We start from the raw sequence: 21,751 nt of genomic DNA, 5'->3' as shown, positions 1-21,751 counted from the left end.
TTATGAGAATTATTAATATAAAGGCATTAGTTAGTGTGGCTGTTATGCTATTTGCAGGCAGCAATCTAATGGCAAAAGAAGTTATCGGGCTTCCTACTTCAGTAGGAGGGCAGAAACTGCAGCGTAAAGCTGCAGCATGCGAGCCTGCTACATTTCAGGCCGATTTAGATATCAACAACGTACGCGCCCGTATTTTGAACGGTGGTGATATGTGGTGGGATTTGAATAGTGTGGCCAAATACGAAATACCTAAAGTAAGCGATGCTAATACCATTCGCAAAAACTCGCTGTTTGCGGGTGCTATATGGATTGGTGGTCTTGATCCGGGTGGTAACCTAAAGGTTGCTGCTATGACCTACCGTCAAAGTGGTAGTGATTATTACCCAGGTCCTTTGGATACAGGCGGTTCTGCCTCTACCGAAGCCGGAAGGTGTAAATTCTACGACAAAATCTTTAAAATCAACCGTAACGATATTATGGCATTTATCGACAGTGGTGCTACACCTACTGACGATATCCGTAACTACCCCGGTAGCGGTGATATTAACTTTAAAGAATCAAGGGTTCTGGCTCCATTTTTCGATGCCAACGGTGATGCATTTTATGATGTAGCCAGCGGTACTGAATATCCCGTACTAGACCCAACCCGCCCTGCTGATAAAAACAAACCTGAAGATCAACCTGACCAGATGCTTACTTTTATCTATAACGATAAAGGTAATATTCACTCTGAAACATCAGGTATTCCTATCGGTTTGGAATTGGTTACTACCGCCTTTGGTTTTAAAACCAACGACGAGATTAACAACATGACTTTCTACAAAACCAAAATTACCAACCGCTCACGCGACGCTGTTAGAGATTGTTATTTTGGCCAATGGGTAGATGCCGATTTGGGTAACTATTCTGATGACTATGTAGGTTGTGATACTTCTCGCGACTTAGGTTTCTGCTACAACGGTGATGATGATGATGAAGGTATCTTAGGATATGGTACAAACCCTCCTTCAGTAGGTACTGACTTTTTCGAAGGTCCTCGTAACGAAAGCGGACAAGAACTAGGCTTAGCTAAATTTGTTTACTATAACAACGACTTTTCAGTAATCGGTAACCCAACCCTTGCTGAACATTACTACGGTTACTTGCGTGGTATATGGAAAGATAACTCACCTGTAACTTATGGTGGTAACGGTTATAACACAGGCTCACGTGCTGACTTTATGTTCCCTGACGATCCTGCAAAATCAGGCGGATGGCACGAAAAATCAGCAGGTAACACTCCTGGAGACCGTCGTTACATCCAATCTTCTGGTCCATTTACACTTGAACCCGGTGCTGTTAACTATGTAACAGTGGGTGTGGTTTGGGCACGTGCTACCACCGGTGGTGCTACAGGCTCTCTTTCGCTATTGCGTTTGGCAAGTGATAAAGCTCAAAAATTGTTTAACAACAACTTTGACATTATTGATGGTCCTGATGCACCAATAGTTCAAATTACTGAACTTGATCGTGAACTTATTGTAACCTTCACCGGTACAAACACTCCACGTGTTGAAAAGTACAGTGAATCAGTTGTTGGTGGTAATGGTCAAGAGTTGCGCTACAAATTCCAAGGGTACATGGTGTACCAGTTGAAAGATGCTAACGTAACATCTGCTGACTTGAACAACATTGATAAAGCACGTTTGGTGTTCCAATGCGATATCAAAGACGAAACCGCACAAATTATCAACCAAGAATTTGATGACGTTGTAGGTGTAACTGTTCCTGTTGAGAAAGTAAACGGTAACAACAAAGGCGTTCAGCATACTTTTAAACTTACTGATGACCTTTTTGCAGCCGGTGATAAACGTTTGGTAAACTTTAAAACTTACCACTACCTAGTATTATCATACGCTAGCTTAACAAACGATCCTAACGATGATTTGCAGTTCTTGGGCGGTAGGCTAGTAGCCGGTGGCTTGAGAGGTATTCCTCACAAAGCCGAACCCCGTGGTTCTGGTACTGAAATTGGTGCTAACTATGGTGATGGTCCAGCTATCACACGTATAGCCGGCCGTGGTAACGGTGGTATCAACCTTGAACTAGACGAAGAGTCAGAAGCTGCAATATTAAATAGCTCAAGCGCACACGTTCCACGTATTAAATACAAAGGCGGAGCAGGTCCGTTTAACATTAAAGTTATCGACCCATTCAAAATCCAAAAAGGCGATTATGAATTGAAGTTTATAGATTCATTGCACCTAAACAGCACTGCTTTCAGGTTCCAAGACTCTATTACCAACCCATACCGTACCCGTTGGATTTTAACCAATACTACCACTGGTCAATCAGTACTTTCTGATACAGTAATACATATTGATAACGAACAAGTAATTCCAGCTTGGGGTATATCTCTAACTATTAAACAAGTAGTAGGCCCCGGCGATCCTGATAACATTACCGATAACAGTAATGGTTTCTTGAGCGCCTCAATGGAATATGCTAACGACGATAAACCTTGGTTGACTGCTTTGCAGGATAACGATGCATTTGCTACTAGCCCAACTTTATCTTGGTTCAACTGGATTAGGGCTGGTCGTAACGGTTCACCCAGCTATTCGGATGTTTATACCCATGACTTTGCTAACGCAGGTAACCCACTTGACCCCCGCGAACGTTGGGAGAAAATGTTGGATGGTCGTATAGCTCCGTATGCTTTGGCTGCCCGTGCTCCGGCAAACGCTTCTGGTCGTACCACTTATGGCCCTGCATACTCACAACAACCACTTACCGATAACCCATACAGCGAGTTGGCTAGTGTGGATATTGTAATAACTCCTGATAAATCAAAATGGACTCGTTGTGCTGTAGTTGAAATGTCTGAAGACCCATTGCTTTCTTTGGGTAATGCAGAGAAATTCCAATTACGTCGTAGCCCATCGTTGGATAAAGACTTTAAACCAATGACCAATGGCGACCAAGGCCGTAGCTGGTTCCCCGGTTATGCTATTAACCTTGAAACAGGTGAAAGGTTGAACATTATCTTTGGTGAAGACTCTAACCTTCCAAATGAAAACGGTACCGATATGATATGGAACCCAACCGGTAACCTATCATCATCACAAGGTATTGTATTGGGTGGTAAACACTACTTCTACATTATGGGTAGCTACAGGGCAATTAACTTCAACGGACCTATTTATGATGAAGGAGCGATGTACCAGCCGATGCTGTCATCAAACAGTGTTCTTGAGCGCAGGCGTGTGTTTTCACAAGCAATGTATGTAATGCCTGCTCTTGCTGAAACAGGTTTCAACCTTAAGAGTGGTATTCCTCCTTATGAAGTAAGGATACGTATCAGGGCTTCTAAGCCTTACCAAAACTATAACGCTGCTGAAGATAGCGTAAACAAAAACCAACCTTTGTTTACCTTCAACACCAACGATATTGTTGCCAATCCAAACTCTGACAATGCAAAGCGCAGTGCTCTTGATTTGATTGGTGTTGTTCCTAACCCTTACTACGCATACTCACAGTATGAAGGTAGCAGGTTGGATAACAGGGTTAAATTTATCAACCTTCCACAAAAAACAACCATTAAAATCTTCACTTTCAGCGGTACCCTTGTTCGTACTATTAAGAAAGATGATGAGTCAACCTCAGTTGATTGGGATTTGAAAAACCAAGCTAACGTGCCCATCGCATCAGGTATGTATATTATACACGTAGATGCCGAAGGCGTTGGTACTAAAATCTTGAAATGGTTTGGTATTATGAGGCAGATAGATTTGGATACCTTCTAATCACTTTAATGGAAATTTAACATGAAAAAACTTATAAAGCATACGTTGATAGTAGCAGGTATCACTGCCTGTGTTATAAATGCAAGGGGTGGTAACCCTGACCGTGCCGGACAAGCCGGGGCAACCGAACTGCAAGTAAACAGTTGGGCCCGCAGCTCAGGATGGGGCGGTGTAAACTCAGCCTCTATCAGGGGGCTTGAGTCAACCACACTTAACGTAGCGGGTTTGGCCCACTTATCTTCTACTGAAGTGATAGCAGCCCGCACCAATTGGTTAGTGCCTTCGGGAATTAACATTAACAACATTGGTTTGGGCCAAAGGGTGAGCGAAAGCGGAGTATTGGCATTAACCATTACCTCAATAGGTTTTGGTGATATACCCATCACTACCGTTAGCCAACCCGAAGGTGGTTTAGGTACCTTCAGGCCACAGTTCATCAACATCGGTTTGGGATACGCTCACAGGTTCTCATCATCTATTACAGGTGGTTTGTTACTTAGGGCTATTTCGCAAGAGGTGGTGAACGTAAAAGCACAAGGTTTTGCTATTGATGCAGGTATCCAATACGCTACCACCTCAGTAAAACGTACCATTGGTAACCCAAAGTTCTCTAAAGGTCGCTACCGCGAGGATATGCGTTTTGGTATTGCTTTGCGTAACGTAGGTCCTGACATGGTTTTCCGTGGTGATGGTTTATCTATCACAGGTTCTATAAACGACGCTTCTTACTCAAGCACTTTAGAAAACCGTGCGTCTAAATTCAACCTACCTTCGTTGCTAAACATTGGTTTTGCATACGATTTCAGGTTGGATAAAGACAGCAACAGCTACTTCCACAGGTTAACAGCGGCTACTAACTTTACTTCAAACACATTTTCTAAAAACCAATTAGGTGTTGGTCTTGAATATTCTTACAAAGAGTTTATCATGTTCCGCGCCGGTTTTAACTACGAAGATGGTTTGTTTAATGCTGAAGAACGTACTAACGCACTTACCGGTTTTGCCGGTGGTGTTACACTTGAAGTACCTTTCTCAAGCAACACAATTGGTATCGATTATTCATACCGTAGCACAAACCCTTTCCAAGGTATTCACTCATTCGGGTTACGCCTTGCTTTGGGTAATGACTGATAACATGTATTTGTTTTTTTAATATTCAATAACATAAATTATTTTTGCTGGAAAGTTCTGAGTTTCGGACTCAGAACTTTTCTTTTTGTTTAAAGCGAGCGATTATGGCAGAGGTACATTATTTTACTAAAGAAGGATTAGACAAGCTAAAGGCTGAAATCCATCACATGAAAACCGTTGAGCGACCCTCAATTTCAAGACAAATTGCGGAGGCTAGGGACAAGGGCGACCTTTCGGAAAATGCAGAATACGATGCAGCCAAAGAGGCTCAAGGATTACTTGAGGCCAAAATTGCCGAGATGGAAACCATGCTGGCTAATGCACGCTTGTTGGATGAGAGTTTGATTGACAATTCAAAAGTGATGATTTTGAGTAAGGTGACTCTTAAAAACCTTAAGAACAACGCTAAAATCACCTATACTTTAGTAACTGAAAAAGAAGCCGATCTTAAAAGCGGTAAGATATCTGTTAAATCTCCTATCGGTGCAGGCCTTATTGGCAAAACGGTAGGCGAATCGGTACAGATACAAGCCCCCGCAGGCATATTGGAGTTTGAAGTACTTGAAATCGGACGCTAATGGCAAGTATATTCACCAAAATCATTAACCGCGAAATTCCGGGCCATATAATTGCTGAAACCAGCGATTACATTGCTTTTTTAGATGTTTTCCCTTTGCGTATGGGCCATACTTTGGTGGTGCCTAAACAAGAAGTTGATTACATTTTTGATATGGAAGATGATGCATTAGCAGGCTTGCAGTTATTTGCCAAAAAAGTAGCAAAAGCAATAAAGTCGGCAGTGCCTTGCAAACGTATCGGAGTTGCTGTGATTGGACTGGAAGTGCCGCATACACACATGCACTTAGTACCGATGGATGAGGTGGGTGATATTAACTTTACCAAGCCAAAACTAAAACCCGAAGCTAGTGAGTTAACCGCAATGGCAGCAGCCATCAAAGCTGCTTATGATGCGTTGTAATTGATATAAAACTCATAACACTATAACAAAAAAGGCCGCATAAGCGGCCTTTTTTGTTTCTGTATATTGCTTTGCTTCGTATTTATTCTTTGATAAAGCGGGTAGTAGCACCGTTTATATTTATGATGTAACAGCCGTTGTCAAGGTGGTCAACATCAATTGAAGTATAAGAGGTAGTTGTTCCGCTGATTAGCTGTTTACCGGTAATGTCAAGCACGTTGTATGGCAAACCGCTTTCTACTCCCCATACCGAAACTAAATTGGTAGCAGGGTTTGGGTAGACGGTAATATTGGTATTAGCAATCGGTTTTACTGCCAACGGTTGGTCAAAGCTTACAAAGTCTACAGTTAGTTCACCACCCATTTTAAAGTTGTCTTCTTTACTTGAAACAAGGGTGATTACCATAGAATCAGGGGTATTAAACGTTATTTGTGAAATATCCACCGTGAATGGGAACATGCCGGGACCTGTTGGCGGTAATAAAGTTGAACCGCCTGCATCAGCAACAGGTACATTATTAAAGTTGTCATAATGTTTAAACATTACGATGGCCATTGCTGAGTCGGTAGTATCCGTTGCGGTAAAATTGTATAAACCGTACAATATAGTTTTATTGCCCGCAGACCAAGGTACACCGCCTAATAGTGGCAATGTTCCGGTGTCGCTAACATTCAAAGTAAAATCACCATTTATAAGTAAACCCGGTACGGCATTTCCAAACACATTCAGTGTTTTTATTTTTACTTGATTAGAAATAGTGTTAGGGTACTGGGTTTTGGTAACTGCTGCACCAATAAACTCAGTAAGACCGTTACTGCTGGTCCACGCTTCTGGTTCTTGCCAGTCAAACGGAGCCGGTTTTCCCGAAGGTGTCCAACGTTCAAAGCCGCGGTTGGTAATAGTATCTTGCGCTGAAACCGAAAACGATAATGCAACGAAAGATGCGATAAGTAGTGTTTTTTTCATAATCAATAATATTAATCTGTAACAGCAGCATTATGTGCTGTATAAGTAATGACAATATTATTGAGCAAAATGTTGTACAAATAGCTGAAACCGACGAAATAACTGGTTTTAACCGTCAACCGCATGATAGGGTTACTCAAAACGTATATCGCAGTCGGGTAGTGCTTTTTTAATGCGCTCTTTTTCTTCGCTGCTAAAGTTATTACCAATGGCTATCAACGTTTTAAGGTTCTTAAGTTTGTGCAGGTTTTTAGGCAATACGGTTAATTGGTTAAAGCTAATCATCAACGATTCAAGCTTCTTTAATTTGGTAATGCTTTCGGGCAGTTGTTTAAGGTTGTTTGATGTTAAAACCAACACAGTAAGATTCTTAAGGTTATCGATATCAGCACTCACATTTTCCAAACCATTATCCTCAAGGTATAAGGCATCCAGTTTTTTCATAGAGGCAATGCACTCAGGAAAACGGGTAATCTTATTATAATTCAATTCCAGGTGCTTCATGTTTTTCAACTTATCGGCACTGGCTGGTAATGTTTCCAAGCTATTGTAGTTGGCGGATAGTATTTGCAGCGATTTAAGTTTACCAAGGTTTGCAGGCAGTTTCACCAGCTTACATTTTTCAACATTCAGCTTTTTTAGTTTTGGTAATTCAGCAACCTCTTCGGGCAAGCTGTCGTACAGGTTTTTTTGAGCCTCAAGCACCTCAAGGTTCTTTAGTTGCTTAATTTTTGCGGGGATGTGTTTAATCTGGTTATCCCTAATCAGTAACTCCTTTAATTCAGGTAGCTCAAATAATTCGTCGCTAAGCACCTTAATTTCATTTTTCATCACACTGTACGCTTGCAAGTTTTTAAACTTGCTAATACCCTCAGGAATTTGCGAGAGGTATTGGTTACGTTGGTTAAGGTGCACCACCTTTAACGAATCTTTTAAAGCCAGTTCAAAATTGCTGTAAACGTTTTTGGGGTCGTACAGGCTAAAGTCTCCCTCTTCTGTTTGTGAAAACAAAGGGTTGAACAGTAGTAAAATATATACTGCTAGTAGCGAGGCTTTTTTTATGTGATTTTTCATGGGTCGTATTTATATAAAAAGAAAAGGTTGCCAAACATGGCAACCTTTTCTTATGATAACGTTCTTAAGATGTTAATTTTTTATAAACTGCAAATTAACAAGGGTTCCGGCCTCGTTTATGCGTAGGATGTACATACCGTTGGTAAGACCTTCAACATTTACCAAGTGGGCAATAGTTGCAGGCTTAGTACCGCTAAGTACTACACGGCCGTTAATATCCACTACTTCGTAAGTAAGTTCATTGGTTGATTTAATTGTCAACTCAGTGCTTACTGGGTTAGGGTACACTTGCAAACCGTCGATGGCAGAAATATCATTAATGCCTACATTTTGCAAGCCTACACGCCATTTAGCAGTATCGCTTTGGCATGAGCTGCTGCCAACTTCAACAACTTTCAAGTCGCCGATAGCTTGGCTACCCCAAGTTACACTGATGGCGTTTGTAGTTCCGCCCGATACTTGAGTACCGTTTACTACAGTCCAGTTATAAGTAGAACCTGCATTGTTTACAACGCTGTAGTTTTGGGTGCTGCCGCGTTGTGCTACTGATGGTCCGGTGATTGAAGGAACAACAGGAGTTGAAAGCACTGTTACAGGTTTGCTTACTACGTCGTTGCAACCGTTGGCAGTTGTTTTAGTAAGTGAGATGGTATAGTTACCGGCTGCTGTATAGCTTTGGGTTGGGTTAGCCACTGTAGAAGTTTTGCCATTGCCAAACTTCCATAAGTTTGAACCGCCGCTTACGCTTTCAGTAAGGTTGAAGCTGTTACCTTTCAAACATTGGCTGGTGTTACCGCCGATAGTAAAGTTTGCGTTTGCATTGCCTGAAACAAAAGTTTCTTTACGGGCAACTACAATCGTTTTGCTAGCGTTAAATTTAACTGAAGCTCCGGTTACATCGGTTTGAGACAACGCGTTGTTAGCAGGGCTTTGGATTGATATAAACATGTAACGGAAGTCAGGAGAGAAAGTCATACCGGTAGGTTCAGAACCGATAGGGGTAACCATAAACAACTCAACTTTAGGGTTGGCTTGTGTGTGGTTTGGACGTATCATCCAAACGTGGTTACGGCTACCGTCTTGCAATACCCAAAGGTTACCGCGGTCGTCAAAAGTAAGGTTATCATTACCTGAACCCCATGGCTCAGAAATAATCTCAGAACCGGTATTGATGCGGTAGTTTTTACCACCTACAAAAGTTTCAAAGTTGGCTACAGTAGTAACGTTGTCAGTAAAGCGGTAGGTACGGCTGTTACCTTTTGCAGTAAAGTAAATTTTACCGTCAAGAGGGCTTATTTCAACATCTTCGATACCGTTAAACATTGTACCGCCTAATGAAGCGCCCAATGCTTTAGTATTATTACGGTCGGCTTTAGTAGTATTAGGTACCAAAACCCAAGTACCTACAGTGCTGGTAGGTTCGTTGCTTACCAAACCGCTGTTTAGTTTCAACACATACAACTTACCTGATGAAAGGTTGGTTTTTTGGTCGGCAATAAACTTAAACACGTTGCTGCTGCCATCATCTTCACCGTAGTAAAGAGTGATACTGTCGTTAGCAACTACTACGTTTTCGTGGCTTACACGGCCTACTGCCCAAAGTTTTTCACGTTTTCCGTTTCCGTATTCTTTAACACGTTTAGTAGCAGGGTCAATTTCTACGTTCCAACCCACATCTTCGTATCCATCGCTGTTAGCATCACCTGCAGTCATAGTCTCTTCGCTGGTGATAACGGTACCCCAAGGAGTAACACCGCCTGAACAGTTACGTTCGGTTTTCACTAGTTCACCTGTAAAGTCAACAGCACGGCTTGAATCAACTATCCATTTACCATTGTTACAATCGAAATGGATATCAAGCATTGATACACCACCGGGGTTAGTTTCGTGGTTAACTGATAACCAACCGTTGGTGCTGCTACCGTTTTTAGGTACATAACCGGTAAAGTCGAAGTTACCCGGAACATTGCCGGCTTGGTTTTTATATGCTTCGCCTTGAGAGAAGATAGCTTGGAAGGTATGTGAAGCAGGAATACCTACAGTATCAGTTTGGTCGGTAGGCAATAGTGAGGTAAAGCAAGAGATGTGCGTATCACCGCTACCTGTGCAAGCCAATGCAGGAGCATTACCAATGTTTGTACGGTTGTTAAGTTCAAGGTCAAAACTTAAATCCGAGCTTAAGCTGTCGTATTGGTGAACTTCAGCAGCAATAATGTTTACACCGTTTTTAAGCAGTGTTTTAGGGATATCTTTTAAGAAATAAACAGTCTCATAAGCACCGTCGCTACGTTTGTTCGCTTTAGTGTTATTACCGATAGTTCCGGCTGGCATTGCACGACGGAATACTTCAGTACCGTTGATGTAAATAACAAAACCGTCATCAGCCAAAACGTTTAGTTCAAGCGTATCAGCCAAGGTAGTAATGTTAGCTACGTTAAATGGTTTGCGGAAGTATGCCGAGGTGTATTTGTTGTTTGCATCAGGGCCAAACTTAATGGTAGTTCCCAATACAGGTTCACCGTAACCCAAAACAGCAGGGCCAAAGTTCCACAAAGTATCGCCTTTGTATGCTTCAGCAGTCCAGTTGCTGGCAGGTACATATCCGCTATCGTTGTATAGCCAGTTTGATTTTTTAGCAATAGGGAAGTTAGTTACAGGGATTTGAGGTTTTGGACCTACAGGTGCACCTGCACCGCCCAAATATTCAATAACAAGTGTAGCAGCACCGGGGTTGTTACCGTCGGCTGATTCAACCTCGCGGGTTCCGGTTCCGGTGATATAAAACGACATTGCGTTACCATTGGCCCAACCTGCACGGTCAACCAATGCTTGTACAAGGTTTTTAAGGTTGGGAGTACGTTGGTCAGCAGTAGCAGCACCAACAGTTCCCCACGAAGCTCCGCTTACCGTCCATTGCACTGAGTCAGCACTTTTAGCACGGCTGGTAATGTTAAACTTAGTTGCAGGGTTAAACGTTACGGGGTTATCGTTGTTTTCAGTTTTGATAGTCAACACGCAAGGGTCGGTGTTTTTGCTGGTAGCATCTACGGTAAACTGTATGTATGCATTTTTGATAATAGCACCTTGTGGTACGGTGATGTTTGTAAAACGCATACCCACCATTTGAGGTTCAGCACCTGCATTTTCAGTACCTAATTCAAGGTCGCTGCTGGCGGCATCCAAATTACCTGCATTTGCGCCATCCAACCATTCTTCTAGGTCGTCATCAGCAGCAGTAATCTTAGTGCTTAATACAGTAGGCTCAATATAATCAATAACAAGGGTAGGGGCACCGGGGTTGTTACCGTCAGAAGATTCAACTTCGCGGGTTCCGGTACCTGTAATGTAAAATGCCATTGCGTAGTTACTGCTCCAGTTGGTGCGGTTCACAAGGGCTTGTACAAGATTTTTAAGGTTGGGAGTGCGTTGGTCGGCAGTTGCAGAACCTACAGTTCCCCACGAAGCACCACTAACAGTCCATAGTACAGAGTCAGCTGATTTTGGGCGACTTGTAATATCAAACTTAGTAATTGGATTAAAAGTTACAGGGTTGTCGTTATTTTCAGCTTTAATAGCCAATACGCAAGGGTCAGTGTTTTTGCTGGTAGCATCTACCGTAAATTGTATGTATGCATTGGTAATTACAGCACCCTTTGGTATTGTTATATTACCAAAACGCATACCTACCATTTGTGGGTCAGTACCACCGCTTTCAGTACCCAATTCAAGGTCGCTGCTACCGGCATCCAAATTACCTGCATTAGCACCGTCCAACCATTCTTCTTGGTCATCATCGGCAGCAGTTATTTTCAACGAAAGTGTTTTAGGTTCAATATAGTTTATAACCAACGTTGCAGCACCGGGGTTGTTACCGTCGGCTGATTCTACCTCGCGGGTACCTGTACCTGTTATATAAAAGGCAACAGAATTACCGCTGGCCCATGCATTACGGTCGATAAGTGATTGCAGCAAACCGTTAAGGTTAGGAGTACGTTGGTCAGCAGTTGCCGAACCTGTAGTTCCCCATGAAGCACCGCTTACATTCCATACCACCGATTGGCTTGATTTAGCACGGCTGGTAATGTCAAACTTAACAGTAGGGTTAAAGGTTGCAGGGTTTGCATTGTCTTCGGTAGTAATATTCAGTACACAAGGGTCACTGTTTTTGCTGGTAGCATCCACAGTAAACTGAATATATGCACTGGTAATTAATGCCCCTTTAGGGATAGTGATGTTGGCAAAACGCATACCCACTATTTGAGGGTCGTTGCCGCTGCTTTCAGTTCCCAACTCAAGGTCACTGCTGCCGGCGTCAAGGTCGCCTACAACTTTAGTTTGGTTTGGGCCTGCCAGCCATTCTTCCTGATCATCGTCAGCGTTTGTAATTTTCACGCTGAGCGTTTTTTGTGCTTGCAAAGCAGTAATTCCCGTTAAGGAAAGTATGCTGATTAGCAAGACTTTAACGTACAGTTTTTTCATTGTTTTTAGAATAGATTTCTTCGTCCAAAATTGCTTGTACGTTTTGTATCAAATGTTTGCAAATGGTTACTAAAAGGTTGGCTGGCAATTATTAAATAGCTACCTAAACATTTTCAAAACGTTATTAACCTTTTGGAAATATTTAGTGAGGGTTGCTAAAAAACAGCGGGGCTTATACCGATTAATGGGTGATACAGCTTGCTACGTTAAGTTTTTTGTGTAAATTAGATACACTTTACACCCTATATGCCAATAAACTGTACTGCTGCAAACACCCGTTGCTATGGTGGTTCAATGTCTTTTTCCGGCCTGTTTTCACATTATCGTAGTAAGCAACTACAACTGCTGCTATTACTGCTCCTTACCCAAGCCTCTGTCTTGGCTCAGCGAAGCAGCGGGGCAGAGGGCTTAGAGCTGGTGTTAGGTGTGGGCGGCACCTATTTCTCAGGCGACTTGGGTGCCGATGGCCCTACCAGTATTGATGGTAATACATCAGGCGCAGCTTTTCAGGGAGGGCTAAGGTATCATATAACAAACAGGGTGGCTGTTAGAGGAACGTTTGCCTATGCACAGGTAAAAGGATTCGATTCATTATCATCAAGCCAGTACCGTAAACAACGCAACCTCGATTTCAAATCAAATGTATTTGGTTTTGCCGCCACGCTGGAATATTCGCTACTTAACTGGAATTTTAGAAACGGACGTACAGCACAAAAGAAATACATTACCAAAAAACAAAATCTATATGTGTTTGCAGGAGTGTCAATAATGACTTTCCGTCCTTATGGCAGTTTATACGGGCAATGGTACTCATTACCTGAACTTTCAACAGCAGGGCAGGGGCTTCCCGGAGGGCCTTCGGAGTATAAATTGAATACGTTAGCCATTCCCATTGGTGCGGGGTATAAATACTTACTGGGGCGAGGCATATCTTTAGGTGCCGAGTTGGTGTTTAATAAAACCTTTACCGATGATATGGACGATGTGAGTGCGTCTTATTATAATAACACATCCCTACGACAACTTAAAGGGGATATTGCAGCTGAGATAGCTGATAAAAACCGTTTTCCGGGCGGGATAAAACGACCGGGCGGAGAGCCACGCGGAAATCCGTCATCAACTGATAATTACTCAGTACTTTATATCACCCTAAATATAAAACTGAAAGGCAGCAAACGCGGGGATGCTTGTTATGCTTTTTAAAAAGATAAGCAAGGGCAACGGCTGCGTTATACATTTGCAGTATGAAGGACTTAGGGAACGGCTACTTTCTTTCAGAAGATAAAAGCCTTTTGCAACATACCGTAATACATGAATTTTTAAGCAAACACTCGTATTGGGCCAAAAACATACCGATGCAGGTAGTAGAAAAATCAATACTTGGTGCTGATTGCGTGGGTGTTTACCACGAAGGCAAGCAAGTAGGGTTTGCGCGGTTTATTACCGATTACGCCACCTTTGCTTACTTGGCCGATGTTTTTGTATTGCCTGCCCACAGGGGCAAAGGCTTATCAAAAGCTATGGTAGCTCACTTTATTTCAAACGAGTATGCAAGCGGTTTGCGCAACATTATGCTGGGTACTCAAGATGCCCATACCCTGTACGAACAGTTTGGGTTTACCATCGTAAAAGACCCCAAAAGGTATATGTCTATTTTTCGTATGAATATTTACGAAAAAGGATAAGCCGTTATTACGATTTCTCTGCAAAAGCCTTAAACTGTTCAAGATACTTTTGTGATTGCTTTTTAAAAGCGCCCGGCATCAGCCAGCCCAATAGTTTCATCCCAAAGGTAGAGAACTGAAACTCCGATTCGGATTTATACAACGTGGTGTTTTCATCCACCGCACTAAAAAAGTTTTTTACCACATTATAAACCCCTTTGTGCTCATACGTTCCGCTAAACTCTTGCGGTAAATTGCGCACAGTAATTGTCTCTGTCAATACCATTTCACGGTTGCCCATTTTAAAAGTCAGCTTCATTTTAGAACCTACTTGGCCGGGCACCCCTTCAATAAACTCATAACTCACAAAACCGGGCATCCAATATTGCATATTGTCAGCATTGTCAAACAATTCAATAACTTTTGCAATAGGTTGGTTTATAGTTATTTGGTTAGTGTATTTCATAAAGCTAATTTATAACACAAAGCACTAATTAAAAAATAACCGGGGTTCACATTTACACCAAACAACAAAATCCTTCGTGCAACGGTCATAAATCTTAAATTTGTTATTATGAAGAATAGGTTTATTAAATACATAGCCTTTTTGGGTTGTATGGCTCCTTTGGCGGTTAGTGCCCAGCAAAACGTTATTACCCCTCAAACAGGGAGTGTAAAGTTAATTGGTACAGTTAGGTTTGAAGAGGTTGAAAAGAGTTTTAGCCCAAGCATACTTACCATTACCGAGATGCCCAAACCAGGTAGCGATTTTAACTACAGAAAGGAAGTTGTGAACCGCTTGCGTCTTGAGCATAAAAGCACCAAGCAGCCTATTATTCACAAAGCCGGGATTGCTGTAAACCCCACTGTAGCGTTTACTTCACTTGGTAACTCACCCAACGGCACACCCAACGATAACGATATTGCCATTAGCAACGACGGCAAGATTGTGAGCGTGATGAACAGCAATATGCGGGTGTTTAGCGAAACAGGGCAGATACTTAAAAACTTTACCCTGCGTATTTTGGGTAATATTCCCTTAGCACAAAGTTCAGCATTTGACCCACGGGTAGTGTACGACCCTGATGCCGACCGTTTTATTATTGTTTTTTTGAACGATAGGGATGCCGATAGCAAAACATACGTATGCGTTTCAAAAACTAACGACCCTACCGGCGAATGGTATGCCTATGCCTTGCCCGGAGCTAACTTGTTTCAAAACGATACATGGTCTGATTACCCGATTATCAGCCTTACTAAAGAAGATTTGTTCATCACCCTTAATATGCTTAAAAACAACGGAGGGTGGCGCGATGGTTTTATCGAGTCGATGATTTGGCAGGTAAACAAAAATAGCGGTTACAATGGCGACACCGCATTGAAATACAACAAATGGAACGGTATTAAATACGGCAATCGCAATGTGTGGAGTATTTGTCCTGCACAAGGCGGTTTGTCTCCCGCAGGGCCTAATGCCTATTTCTTATCTGTTCGCCCTACCGATTTTCAAAACGATAGCATTTTTCTGCACGAAATAACCAATACCCTTAATTCGGGCACGGCTACCCTAAGCACTCGTTTGGTAAAAGCCAGCAGAAGTTATGGTTTCCCTCCCAATGCGCCTCAACCGGGCGGCCAGCAATGGCTATCTACCAACGACGGCCGTATTCTTACTGCCATGATACAAAACGGTATTATACAATTTGCAGGCAACTGTGTAGACACTAACTACTACACTGCGGGTATTTTTCACGGGTATATGAACGTAAATGCAAACACTGCCACCCTAAACATTATCAGTGCTGATTCAGTAGATTACGGCTATCCCGATATTGCGTATGCAGGTAATGGCGAATCGTGGGACAATAGTGCCATGCTAACCTTCTCAAAAGTGTCTAAAAATTACAATGCAGGTACTGTGGCAATGTATGTAAACAGAGATTTTCAATACTCTGATGTGATTGATGTGAAACAAGGCACAGGTGTAATTAACGTACTTACCGATACTCTTGAACGTTGGGGAGATTATACAGGTATCCAACGCAAATACAACGAGCCGCGTACGTTTTGGTTAGCGGGTAGCCTTGCCCAATCGCCCAGCCATATTACTGTTCTTGGTAAAATTACCAACCCCGACCCTGCGTTATCTACCCCCGAAGCTTCACAGTCAAAATTTGATATGAACATTTACCCCAATCCTGCAATTGAGTGGTTTAATGTAGAATTTGATTTACCTCAGTCGGCCCAATTGGTATTCAACTTATATGACGTTAACGGTAAACTGGTATCAAAATTGGCGGAAGTAAAGGTAAAGGCCGGTACCAACAAGTTCACATTTAATACATTGCCCCTTACAAACGGGGTGTATTATTTGAACATTGAAAACGGTGCTGCCATCATCAAAAATGAGAAAGTTATTATTAGCCGTTAGCATACTTGCACTGATAGTAGGCTGCAAAACAAAACAGGAAACTGCGCAGCCTGAGCCCGCAAGCGACAGCTTGTGGCAAGCACCTCAACCGGGTGTTGACGATAGGGGTAAGTATGATAGTCTGAAACAAGAATTGGACAAACGACGCAAAAACAAACAATAACTTGCCCCCTGATATTCTGTACAAAATTGCCCTTACATTAATACCTAATGTGGGTAATGTTTTGGCCAAAAGCCTGTTGGCTTATTGCGGTAGTGCAAAAGCCGTGTTTAATCAATCCAAAGCAAAATTGCTAAAGGTGCCGGGCATTGGGCCGCAGGTGGCTGAGAGTATTTTAACATTTTCAGCCTTTGACCGAGCCCAAACCGAACTTGATTTTATTGAAAAACACGGCATTACTCCGTTATTCTTTAGCGATACAGGCTATCCTGAAAAACTAAAACACATTGCCGATGCGCCTATGATGGTTTACACATTAGGGGCAATGAACGTGCAATCTCATAGAATGTTGGGTATTGTAGGAACGAGGAAAGCCAGCGATGAGGCCAAAGAGTTTTGTACCCGATTGATTGCCGAATTAAAAACCTATAACTGTACCATTGTTAGCGGGCTTGCTTACGGAATTGACATTACCGCCCACAAAGCCGCTATAGATAATCAAATGCCTACCATTGCAGTGCTTGCGCACGGTTTGGATAGGTTGTACCCCGCTACGCATAAAAACACAGCAAAGCGGATGCTTGAGAACGGAGGATTACTTACAGAATATACTACAGGGACTAACCCCGACAGAGAAAATTTCCCGACCCGAAACCGTATTGTAGCCGGATTGTGCGATGCCGTGGTAGTGATAGAAACAGACGTGAAAGGAGGGTCGATGATTACGGCTGAAATTGCCTTTGGCTATAACCGTGATGTGTTTGCAGTGCCTACATCGCCTTCAAACCCTAATAGGGGGTGTAATCATTTAATTAAAACCAACAAGGCGGCATTGATTGAAAGTGCCGAAGATATTGCCCAGATGATGGGGTGGGAGGCAAGTACTTCCAATCAACCGGCACCACAAGTGCAGCTGTTGTTTGAACTGTCAAACGACGAACATAAAGTAGTTGAAGTGTTAAGGAACAATAACGGGGTAGGGATGGATGATATTGGCTATGCTGCCAACCTCACAATAAACCAAACCGCAATGGTATTGCTGGAACTGGAATTGAAAAACGTGGTGAAGAGTTTGCCAGGAAAAATGTACAAGCTTCGCTAATCAATTACCTTCTCAAAAAACCCATCGAAAGGTATTTGATAGAGATGGTAGCCAAATTGCTGATGGCTTCTACTGAAATAGTAGGGATTGATATCTTGATTCCTGAAAGCAACTCAGGAGTCTCTTTCTTAACCTCTGCCAAAGCAAGGGCTGAAGAAACTTGTGTTTTAGCAACATCAGGAGTTACGCTGGCAGTTGCAGGAGCAGTTTTTTCAGGAGTTGCAGGTTGTTGAGCAGGTGTAGTAGTTACAGATGCTACAACAGGTTGTTGCTTTTCGGCAGGAACTTTCTTTTTAAGTGTGGGTGCAGGAGTTGAAGCTATTTTTACAGGGTTTTTGGCAGCATCTTGTTTTGCCTTTACAGAGGCCATCATAATGGCATCAGCAATACCGATAACTTCTATAGAAACCTGTGGGGTAATCTCATCAAACAAACTGATTTCAGTTGCAGCAGCGTTAGAAACATCTATAACCCTTGAGTTACGGAAGTTGAAACGGTCGTTGATACGAACTGTTACTGATTTGTTGTTTTTAAGATTGGTAACCTTTACTAAGGTATTAAAGGGTAATGATGAGTGACAAGCAGTGAATTCTGTTGAGATGTACAATTCACCACTGGCAGTATTGCTGCCTTCCATTGCAAGCGGATAAGTGCTGGCAAAGCCTTTAGTAACGCTTTGCGAAATACCTGCAGATACCGAAATGAAAAAAAGTGCCGTAGCTATAGCACCCCTCAAAAACCTCATCATTAATAAATAGAACTTAAGTGTTTATTTTTAAAACTTCACAAGTATATCAAAAAGTTTGTTAAATGCAAAACAAAAAGTCAAAAAAAGTGCTTTTGTGAGTGAAAAATCTAAAACATTTAACTCATTTTTAATACAACGCGTTTATTGCAAATAAATTATTAACAAATAGGTATAGATTACTGTGGACATTATATTGTTCAGCCAACCGTTGTTGCAATTTATTTTTGCAGCGATGGATTTGATTTGGCTACAGGTAATTTTATTTGCGCTCGGGGTATTTACTCTTGTCCAGCTTGTATACATTCTAGGCTTCTTTAGTCGCTTGGCCGGCTATAAAGCTAAGGCTGTTCCGCAGCCTGTATTACCCGTTTCAGTAATTATTGTTGCAAAAAACGAAGTTGAAAACCTTCGTAATTACCTGCCGTTATTCTTTAACCAAAACCACCCTGAGTTTGAAATTGTGGTGGTTAACAACGTTTCGTGGGACGGAACCGAGGAATTGTTAAAAGAGTTTGCCTTGCAATATCCCAACCTGCACATTGTTACTATTAAAGAGCAGGAACGCTATCCAAAGGGTAAAAAGTTTGCCATTACTTTGGGTATAAAGGCTGCAAAATACGATACTCTTTTGCTTACCGATGCCGATTGTATGCCCGCTGGTGCTGATTGGATTACCCAAATGCAGCAGGCATACGGACAAAAAACCGAGGTTGTTTTGGGCTACGGAGCCTACAAAAAAACAGGCGGATTACTAAACTACCTTATTCGCTACGAAACTTTTTATACTGCTCTGCAATACCTTTCGTTTGCGTTAGCAGGCAAACCTTATATGGGTGTTGGCCGCAACCTTTCGTACAAAAAGAATACATTTTTTAGGGTAAAGGGATTTGCCAGCCATAATCACATTATATCAGGCGATGATGACCTTTTTGTTAATGAGGTGGCAACTGCGTCTAATGCAGAGATTAGCATTCGCCCTTCAGCGTTTACCATTTCAAACCCAAAAACAAAATGGGGAGATTGGTTCAAGCAGAAACGCCGTCATATGTACACTGGCAAGCATTACAAAACCGGTACAAAGACTCTTTTAACTGTGCTAAACATCAGTCATATATTGTTTTATGCCAGCGCCATTGTATTGCTTTCGTTTTGGTTTATGCCTATGTGGGTAGGTATTGCATACGGGGTACGCTTATTGGCCATTATCCCTGTGTATTATTTAGCAATGGACAAGCTAAAAGAAAACAACCTTATTTGGGGTATTATACTGTTAGATATTTTTTACTTTGTGTATTACCTTTTGGTGGGCTTGCGCACATTATTTTCAAAGCAAAAACAATGGGTTTGGTAAATACGCTTATCATTTTAAAATTAAATGCCTGAAATCATTACCAAATACTTTGATCACCTTACCGAAGAGCAGCTAAAGCAGTTCGATGCGTTGTTGCCGCTTTATACTGAGTGGAACGAGAAAATTAATGTGATTTCGCGCAAGGACATTGAGGCGTTGTATGAACGTCATATCCTGCACTCTTTGGGCATTGCAAAAGTGGTAATGTTTGAGAACGGAAGCCGCATATTGGATGTGGGTACGGGCGGAGGTTTCCCCGGTATTCCGCTGGCAATTATGTTTCCGCAGTGCCAGTTTACCTTGGTAGATTCCATAGGTAAAAAAATAAAAGTAGTACAAGAGGTTTCATCGGCTCTTGGCTTGCAAAACGTTAAAGCACTGAACCAACGTGCCGAGACACTAAAAGGCCAGTTTGACTTTATTGTGAGTCGCGCAGTTACCCGCATTACGCCTTTTTACGGCTGGGTAAAAAACAAAATATCGGGAGAGCAGCGTAACCCGCTACAAAACGGTATTTTATACCTTAAAGGAGGCGACCTTGATGAAGAATTGAGTGAATTGGTAAGTGCGCATCCTAAATTGGTGATAGATACCTATCCCTTATCAGAATATTACACCGAAGAATTTTTTGAAACCAAAAGTGTGGTGCACGTTTGGAAGTAAAACTATTGAGGTAACTTATCCTTTATAAAAACAGCGGTGAATTTGCCCGTTAAGTCAATACGGTTGCAGAGCACATAATAAAATTCTTCGTCAGCAAGAATAGCAACAGGGTTTTCAGTTAAATCAGCCTCTCCGTATTTTTTACGCCATAGTTCGTTGCCATTCAAATCAGTACACACAATAAACAAATCTTCAGGGCCTGTCGTACTTTGCATACTTCTTCCCGCAGCAATTAAGCCCGATTTATCAGCAGTAAACGTAACTGTTTGAAAACCGTCGTGGTTTCCTGTACCGTAGGTGTTCTCCCAAATTTTAGTGCCGTTATCGGTTATTTTTAGCAAATACCCGTGATGTTCAGGATTACCGAAACTTGCAGAGTGCCCTGCAATATAAACATCGCACCCATTGTTAATAATCTGTTGGGGTTCTTCATAGCCGCTGCCGCCATAGGTAGTTCCTGAAATAAAATCACCATTCGTGTTGAGTTTCAAGTACCATATATCACGGTCACCTGAACCAATGCTATAGGTATATGCAAGAATCCCGTAGTTATTGTCACAAAGTTCAACACCGTCCATCCCAGCATCATTCAAATTACCGCCAAAAGTTTTCGTCCAAACCCTATTTAAGGTTTTAGAGTATTTTATTACACATACATCACGCTGATTGTTTTTTAGCACTGAACCGATAAATAGATAACCATTGGCTACAGGTATCATTTTGCTCAACTCAAAATTCGCTTCTGATGTGTTGCGTATCTCAAGAGGCAATAATACCTCACTAAATTTATGGAACGTAAAGAAGGAAACCGTATCACCGGCTCCCTTTGTTTGTGCAATTGAAACGCTGTTGCTATTCAGTTTATCGAAATGAAGACTACCCGAAATTGGTGATGGACCGGCAGTTAATTGTCGTTGAGATGCTACTATGTTAGTACTTGAAGGATCAATTCTTAAACTCAACGCTTTTGCAAAGTGAAGCACCCCTCCATCTTGTTTATCCACCAATTGAACAGTAAAACGGCCATTATTATTGCGTACCATACCCACTCCGTATGTTTCCATTTCGGGAGTAGTAAAGGGCAGAATTGCGGGGTATTGTGCAGTATCTTTATTGTCTCCCTTATCTTTCTTGCAAGCCGCTATAAACAACAATAATGTAGCAGATAAGCAGAAAATAATTCTTTGCATGGTTGGTTAGTATATTGATATTAAAGT

General features: G+C 42.0%; 17 protein-coding genes. 11 read left to right on the top strand and 6 right to left on the bottom strand.

The features are described 5' to 3' along the window. The first annotated feature begins 2 nt into the window (after positions 1-2). From F9K23_08905 to F9K23_08890, 4 genes are all read left to right on the top strand, one after another. On the top strand, positions 3-3,785 hold the full coding sequence (locus F9K23_08905) for a hypothetical protein (GenBank protein ID KAB2916218.1): 3,783 nt from the start codon (positions 3-5) through the stop codon (positions 3,783-3,785). Positions 3,786-3,806: 21 nt separating this feature from the next. Then, entirely contained in the window at positions 3,807-4,916 is a 1,110-nt protein-coding gene (locus tag F9K23_08900) for a PorV/PorQ family protein (GenBank protein KAB2916217.1), read from the top strand. 104 nt (positions 4,917-5,020) lie between these two features. Then, positions 5,021-5,494: a transcription elongation factor GreA gene (greA, locus tag F9K23_08895; GenBank protein KAB2916216.1), complete on the top strand. Its 474-nt coding sequence runs from the start codon at positions 5,021-5,023 to the stop codon at positions 5,492-5,494. Beyond that, the gene (locus tag F9K23_08890) at positions 5,494-5,895 is read left to right on the top strand and encodes an HIT family protein (protein ID KAB2916215.1); all 402 of its coding nucleotides are present in this window, start codon (positions 5,494-5,496) and stop codon (positions 5,893-5,895) included. Before greA ends, F9K23_08890 begins: the two co-directional genes overlap by 1 nt. A gap of 82 nt (positions 5,896-5,977) precedes the next feature. Here F9K23_08890 and F9K23_08885 read toward each other — a convergent pair whose 3' ends face one another. The 3 genes from F9K23_08885 to F9K23_08875 all read right to left on the bottom strand — a co-directional run bounded on the left by F9K23_08885 (position 5,978) and on the right by F9K23_08875 (position 12,415). After that, positions 5,978-6,862 (bottom strand): T9SS type A sorting domain-containing protein, encoded by an 885-nt coding sequence (locus F9K23_08885; GenBank protein KAB2916214.1) that lies wholly within the window; start codon positions 6,860-6,862, stop codon positions 5,978-5,980. 132 nt (positions 6,863-6,994) lie between these two features. Then, positions 6,995-7,936 (bottom strand): leucine-rich repeat domain-containing protein, encoded by a 942-nt coding sequence (locus F9K23_08880; protein ID KAB2916213.1) that lies wholly within the window; start codon positions 7,934-7,936, stop codon positions 6,995-6,997. Between the two features lie 72 nt (positions 7,937-8,008). Continuing rightward, the gene (locus F9K23_08875) at positions 8,009-12,415 is read right to left on the bottom strand and encodes a DUF839 domain-containing protein (GenBank protein ID KAB2916212.1); all 4,407 of its coding nucleotides are present in this window, start codon (positions 12,413-12,415) and stop codon (positions 8,009-8,011) included. Positions 12,416-12,661: 246 nt separating this feature from the next. Here F9K23_08875 and F9K23_08870 point away from each other — a divergent pair, with 246 nt between their 5' ends. Together F9K23_08870 and F9K23_08865 are read left to right on the top strand one after the other, a co-directional pair. Then, positions 12,662-13,618: a porin family protein gene (locus F9K23_08870; protein ID KAB2916211.1), complete on the top strand. Its 957-nt coding sequence runs from the start codon at positions 12,662-12,664 to the stop codon at positions 13,616-13,618. A gap of 41 nt (positions 13,619-13,659) precedes the next feature. Then, a complete protein-coding gene (locus F9K23_08865; protein ID KAB2916210.1) occupies positions 13,660-14,100 on the top strand; it encodes a GNAT family N-acetyltransferase in 441 nt (146 codons plus the stop codon). Positions 14,101-14,107: 7 nt separating this feature from the next. On the opposite strand, the gene F9K23_08860 is transcribed toward F9K23_08865, so the two are convergent. Beyond that, a complete protein-coding gene (locus F9K23_08860; GenBank protein KAB2916209.1) occupies positions 14,108-14,545 on the bottom strand; it encodes an SRPBCC family protein in 438 nt (145 codons plus the stop codon). 108 nt (positions 14,546-14,653) lie between these two features. Between F9K23_08860 and F9K23_08855 the strand changes: the two genes are divergently transcribed. Genes F9K23_08855 through dprA form a run of 3 tightly spaced genes read left to right on the top strand, consistent with a single transcriptional unit; the run spans position 14,654 to position 17,772 of the window. Further along, positions 14,654-16,510, top strand: a complete 1,857-nt coding sequence (locus tag F9K23_08855) for a T9SS type A sorting domain-containing protein (GenBank protein ID KAB2916208.1) — start codon at positions 14,654-14,656, stop codon at positions 16,508-16,510. Then, the gene (locus tag F9K23_08850; GenBank protein ID KAB2916207.1) at positions 16,485-16,673 is read left to right on the top strand and encodes a hypothetical protein; all 189 of its coding nucleotides are present in this window, start codon (positions 16,485-16,487) and stop codon (positions 16,671-16,673) included. Before F9K23_08855 ends, F9K23_08850 begins: the two co-directional genes overlap by 26 nt. Position 16,674: 1 nt before the next feature. After that, positions 16,675-17,772 carry a DNA-protecting protein DprA gene (gene dprA, locus F9K23_08845; protein KAB2916206.1) on the top strand — a complete coding sequence of 366 codons (1,098 nt, stop codon included), beginning with the start codon at positions 16,675-16,677 and terminating at the stop codon, positions 17,770-17,772. Positions 17,773-17,776: 4 nt separating this feature from the next. Here dprA and F9K23_08840 read toward each other — a convergent pair whose 3' ends face one another. Further along, positions 17,777-18,520: a septal ring lytic transglycosylase RlpA family protein gene (locus F9K23_08840; protein ID KAB2916205.1), complete on the bottom strand. Its 744-nt coding sequence runs from the start codon at positions 18,518-18,520 to the stop codon at positions 17,777-17,779. A gap of 232 nt (positions 18,521-18,752) precedes the next feature. Here F9K23_08840 and F9K23_08835 point away from each other — a divergent pair, with 232 nt between their 5' ends. Both F9K23_08835 and rsmG read left to right on the top strand, forming a co-directional pair. Then, the gene (locus F9K23_08835; protein ID KAB2916267.1) at positions 18,753-19,871 is read left to right on the top strand and encodes a glycosyltransferase; all 1,119 of its coding nucleotides are present in this window, start codon (positions 18,753-18,755) and stop codon (positions 19,869-19,871) included. A gap of 24 nt (positions 19,872-19,895) precedes the next feature. Further along, positions 19,896-20,534: a 16S rRNA (guanine(527)-N(7))-methyltransferase RsmG gene (gene rsmG, locus F9K23_08830; GenBank protein ID KAB2916204.1), complete on the top strand. Its 639-nt coding sequence runs from the start codon at positions 19,896-19,898 to the stop codon at positions 20,532-20,534. Between the two features lie 2 nt (positions 20,535-20,536). Here rsmG and F9K23_08825 read toward each other — a convergent pair whose 3' ends face one another. Further along, positions 20,537-21,724, bottom strand: a complete 1,188-nt coding sequence (locus F9K23_08825; protein ID KAB2916203.1) for a hypothetical protein — start codon at positions 21,722-21,724, stop codon at positions 20,537-20,539. Positions 21,725-21,751 lie beyond the last annotated feature (27 nt).

Source organism: Bacteroidota bacterium, from assembly GCA_008933805.1.
Taxonomy (GTDB): domain Bacteria; phylum Bacteroidota; class Bacteroidia; order UBA8524; family UBA8524; genus SB11.
This window is presented reverse-complemented; position numbering and strand designations above follow the sequence as displayed.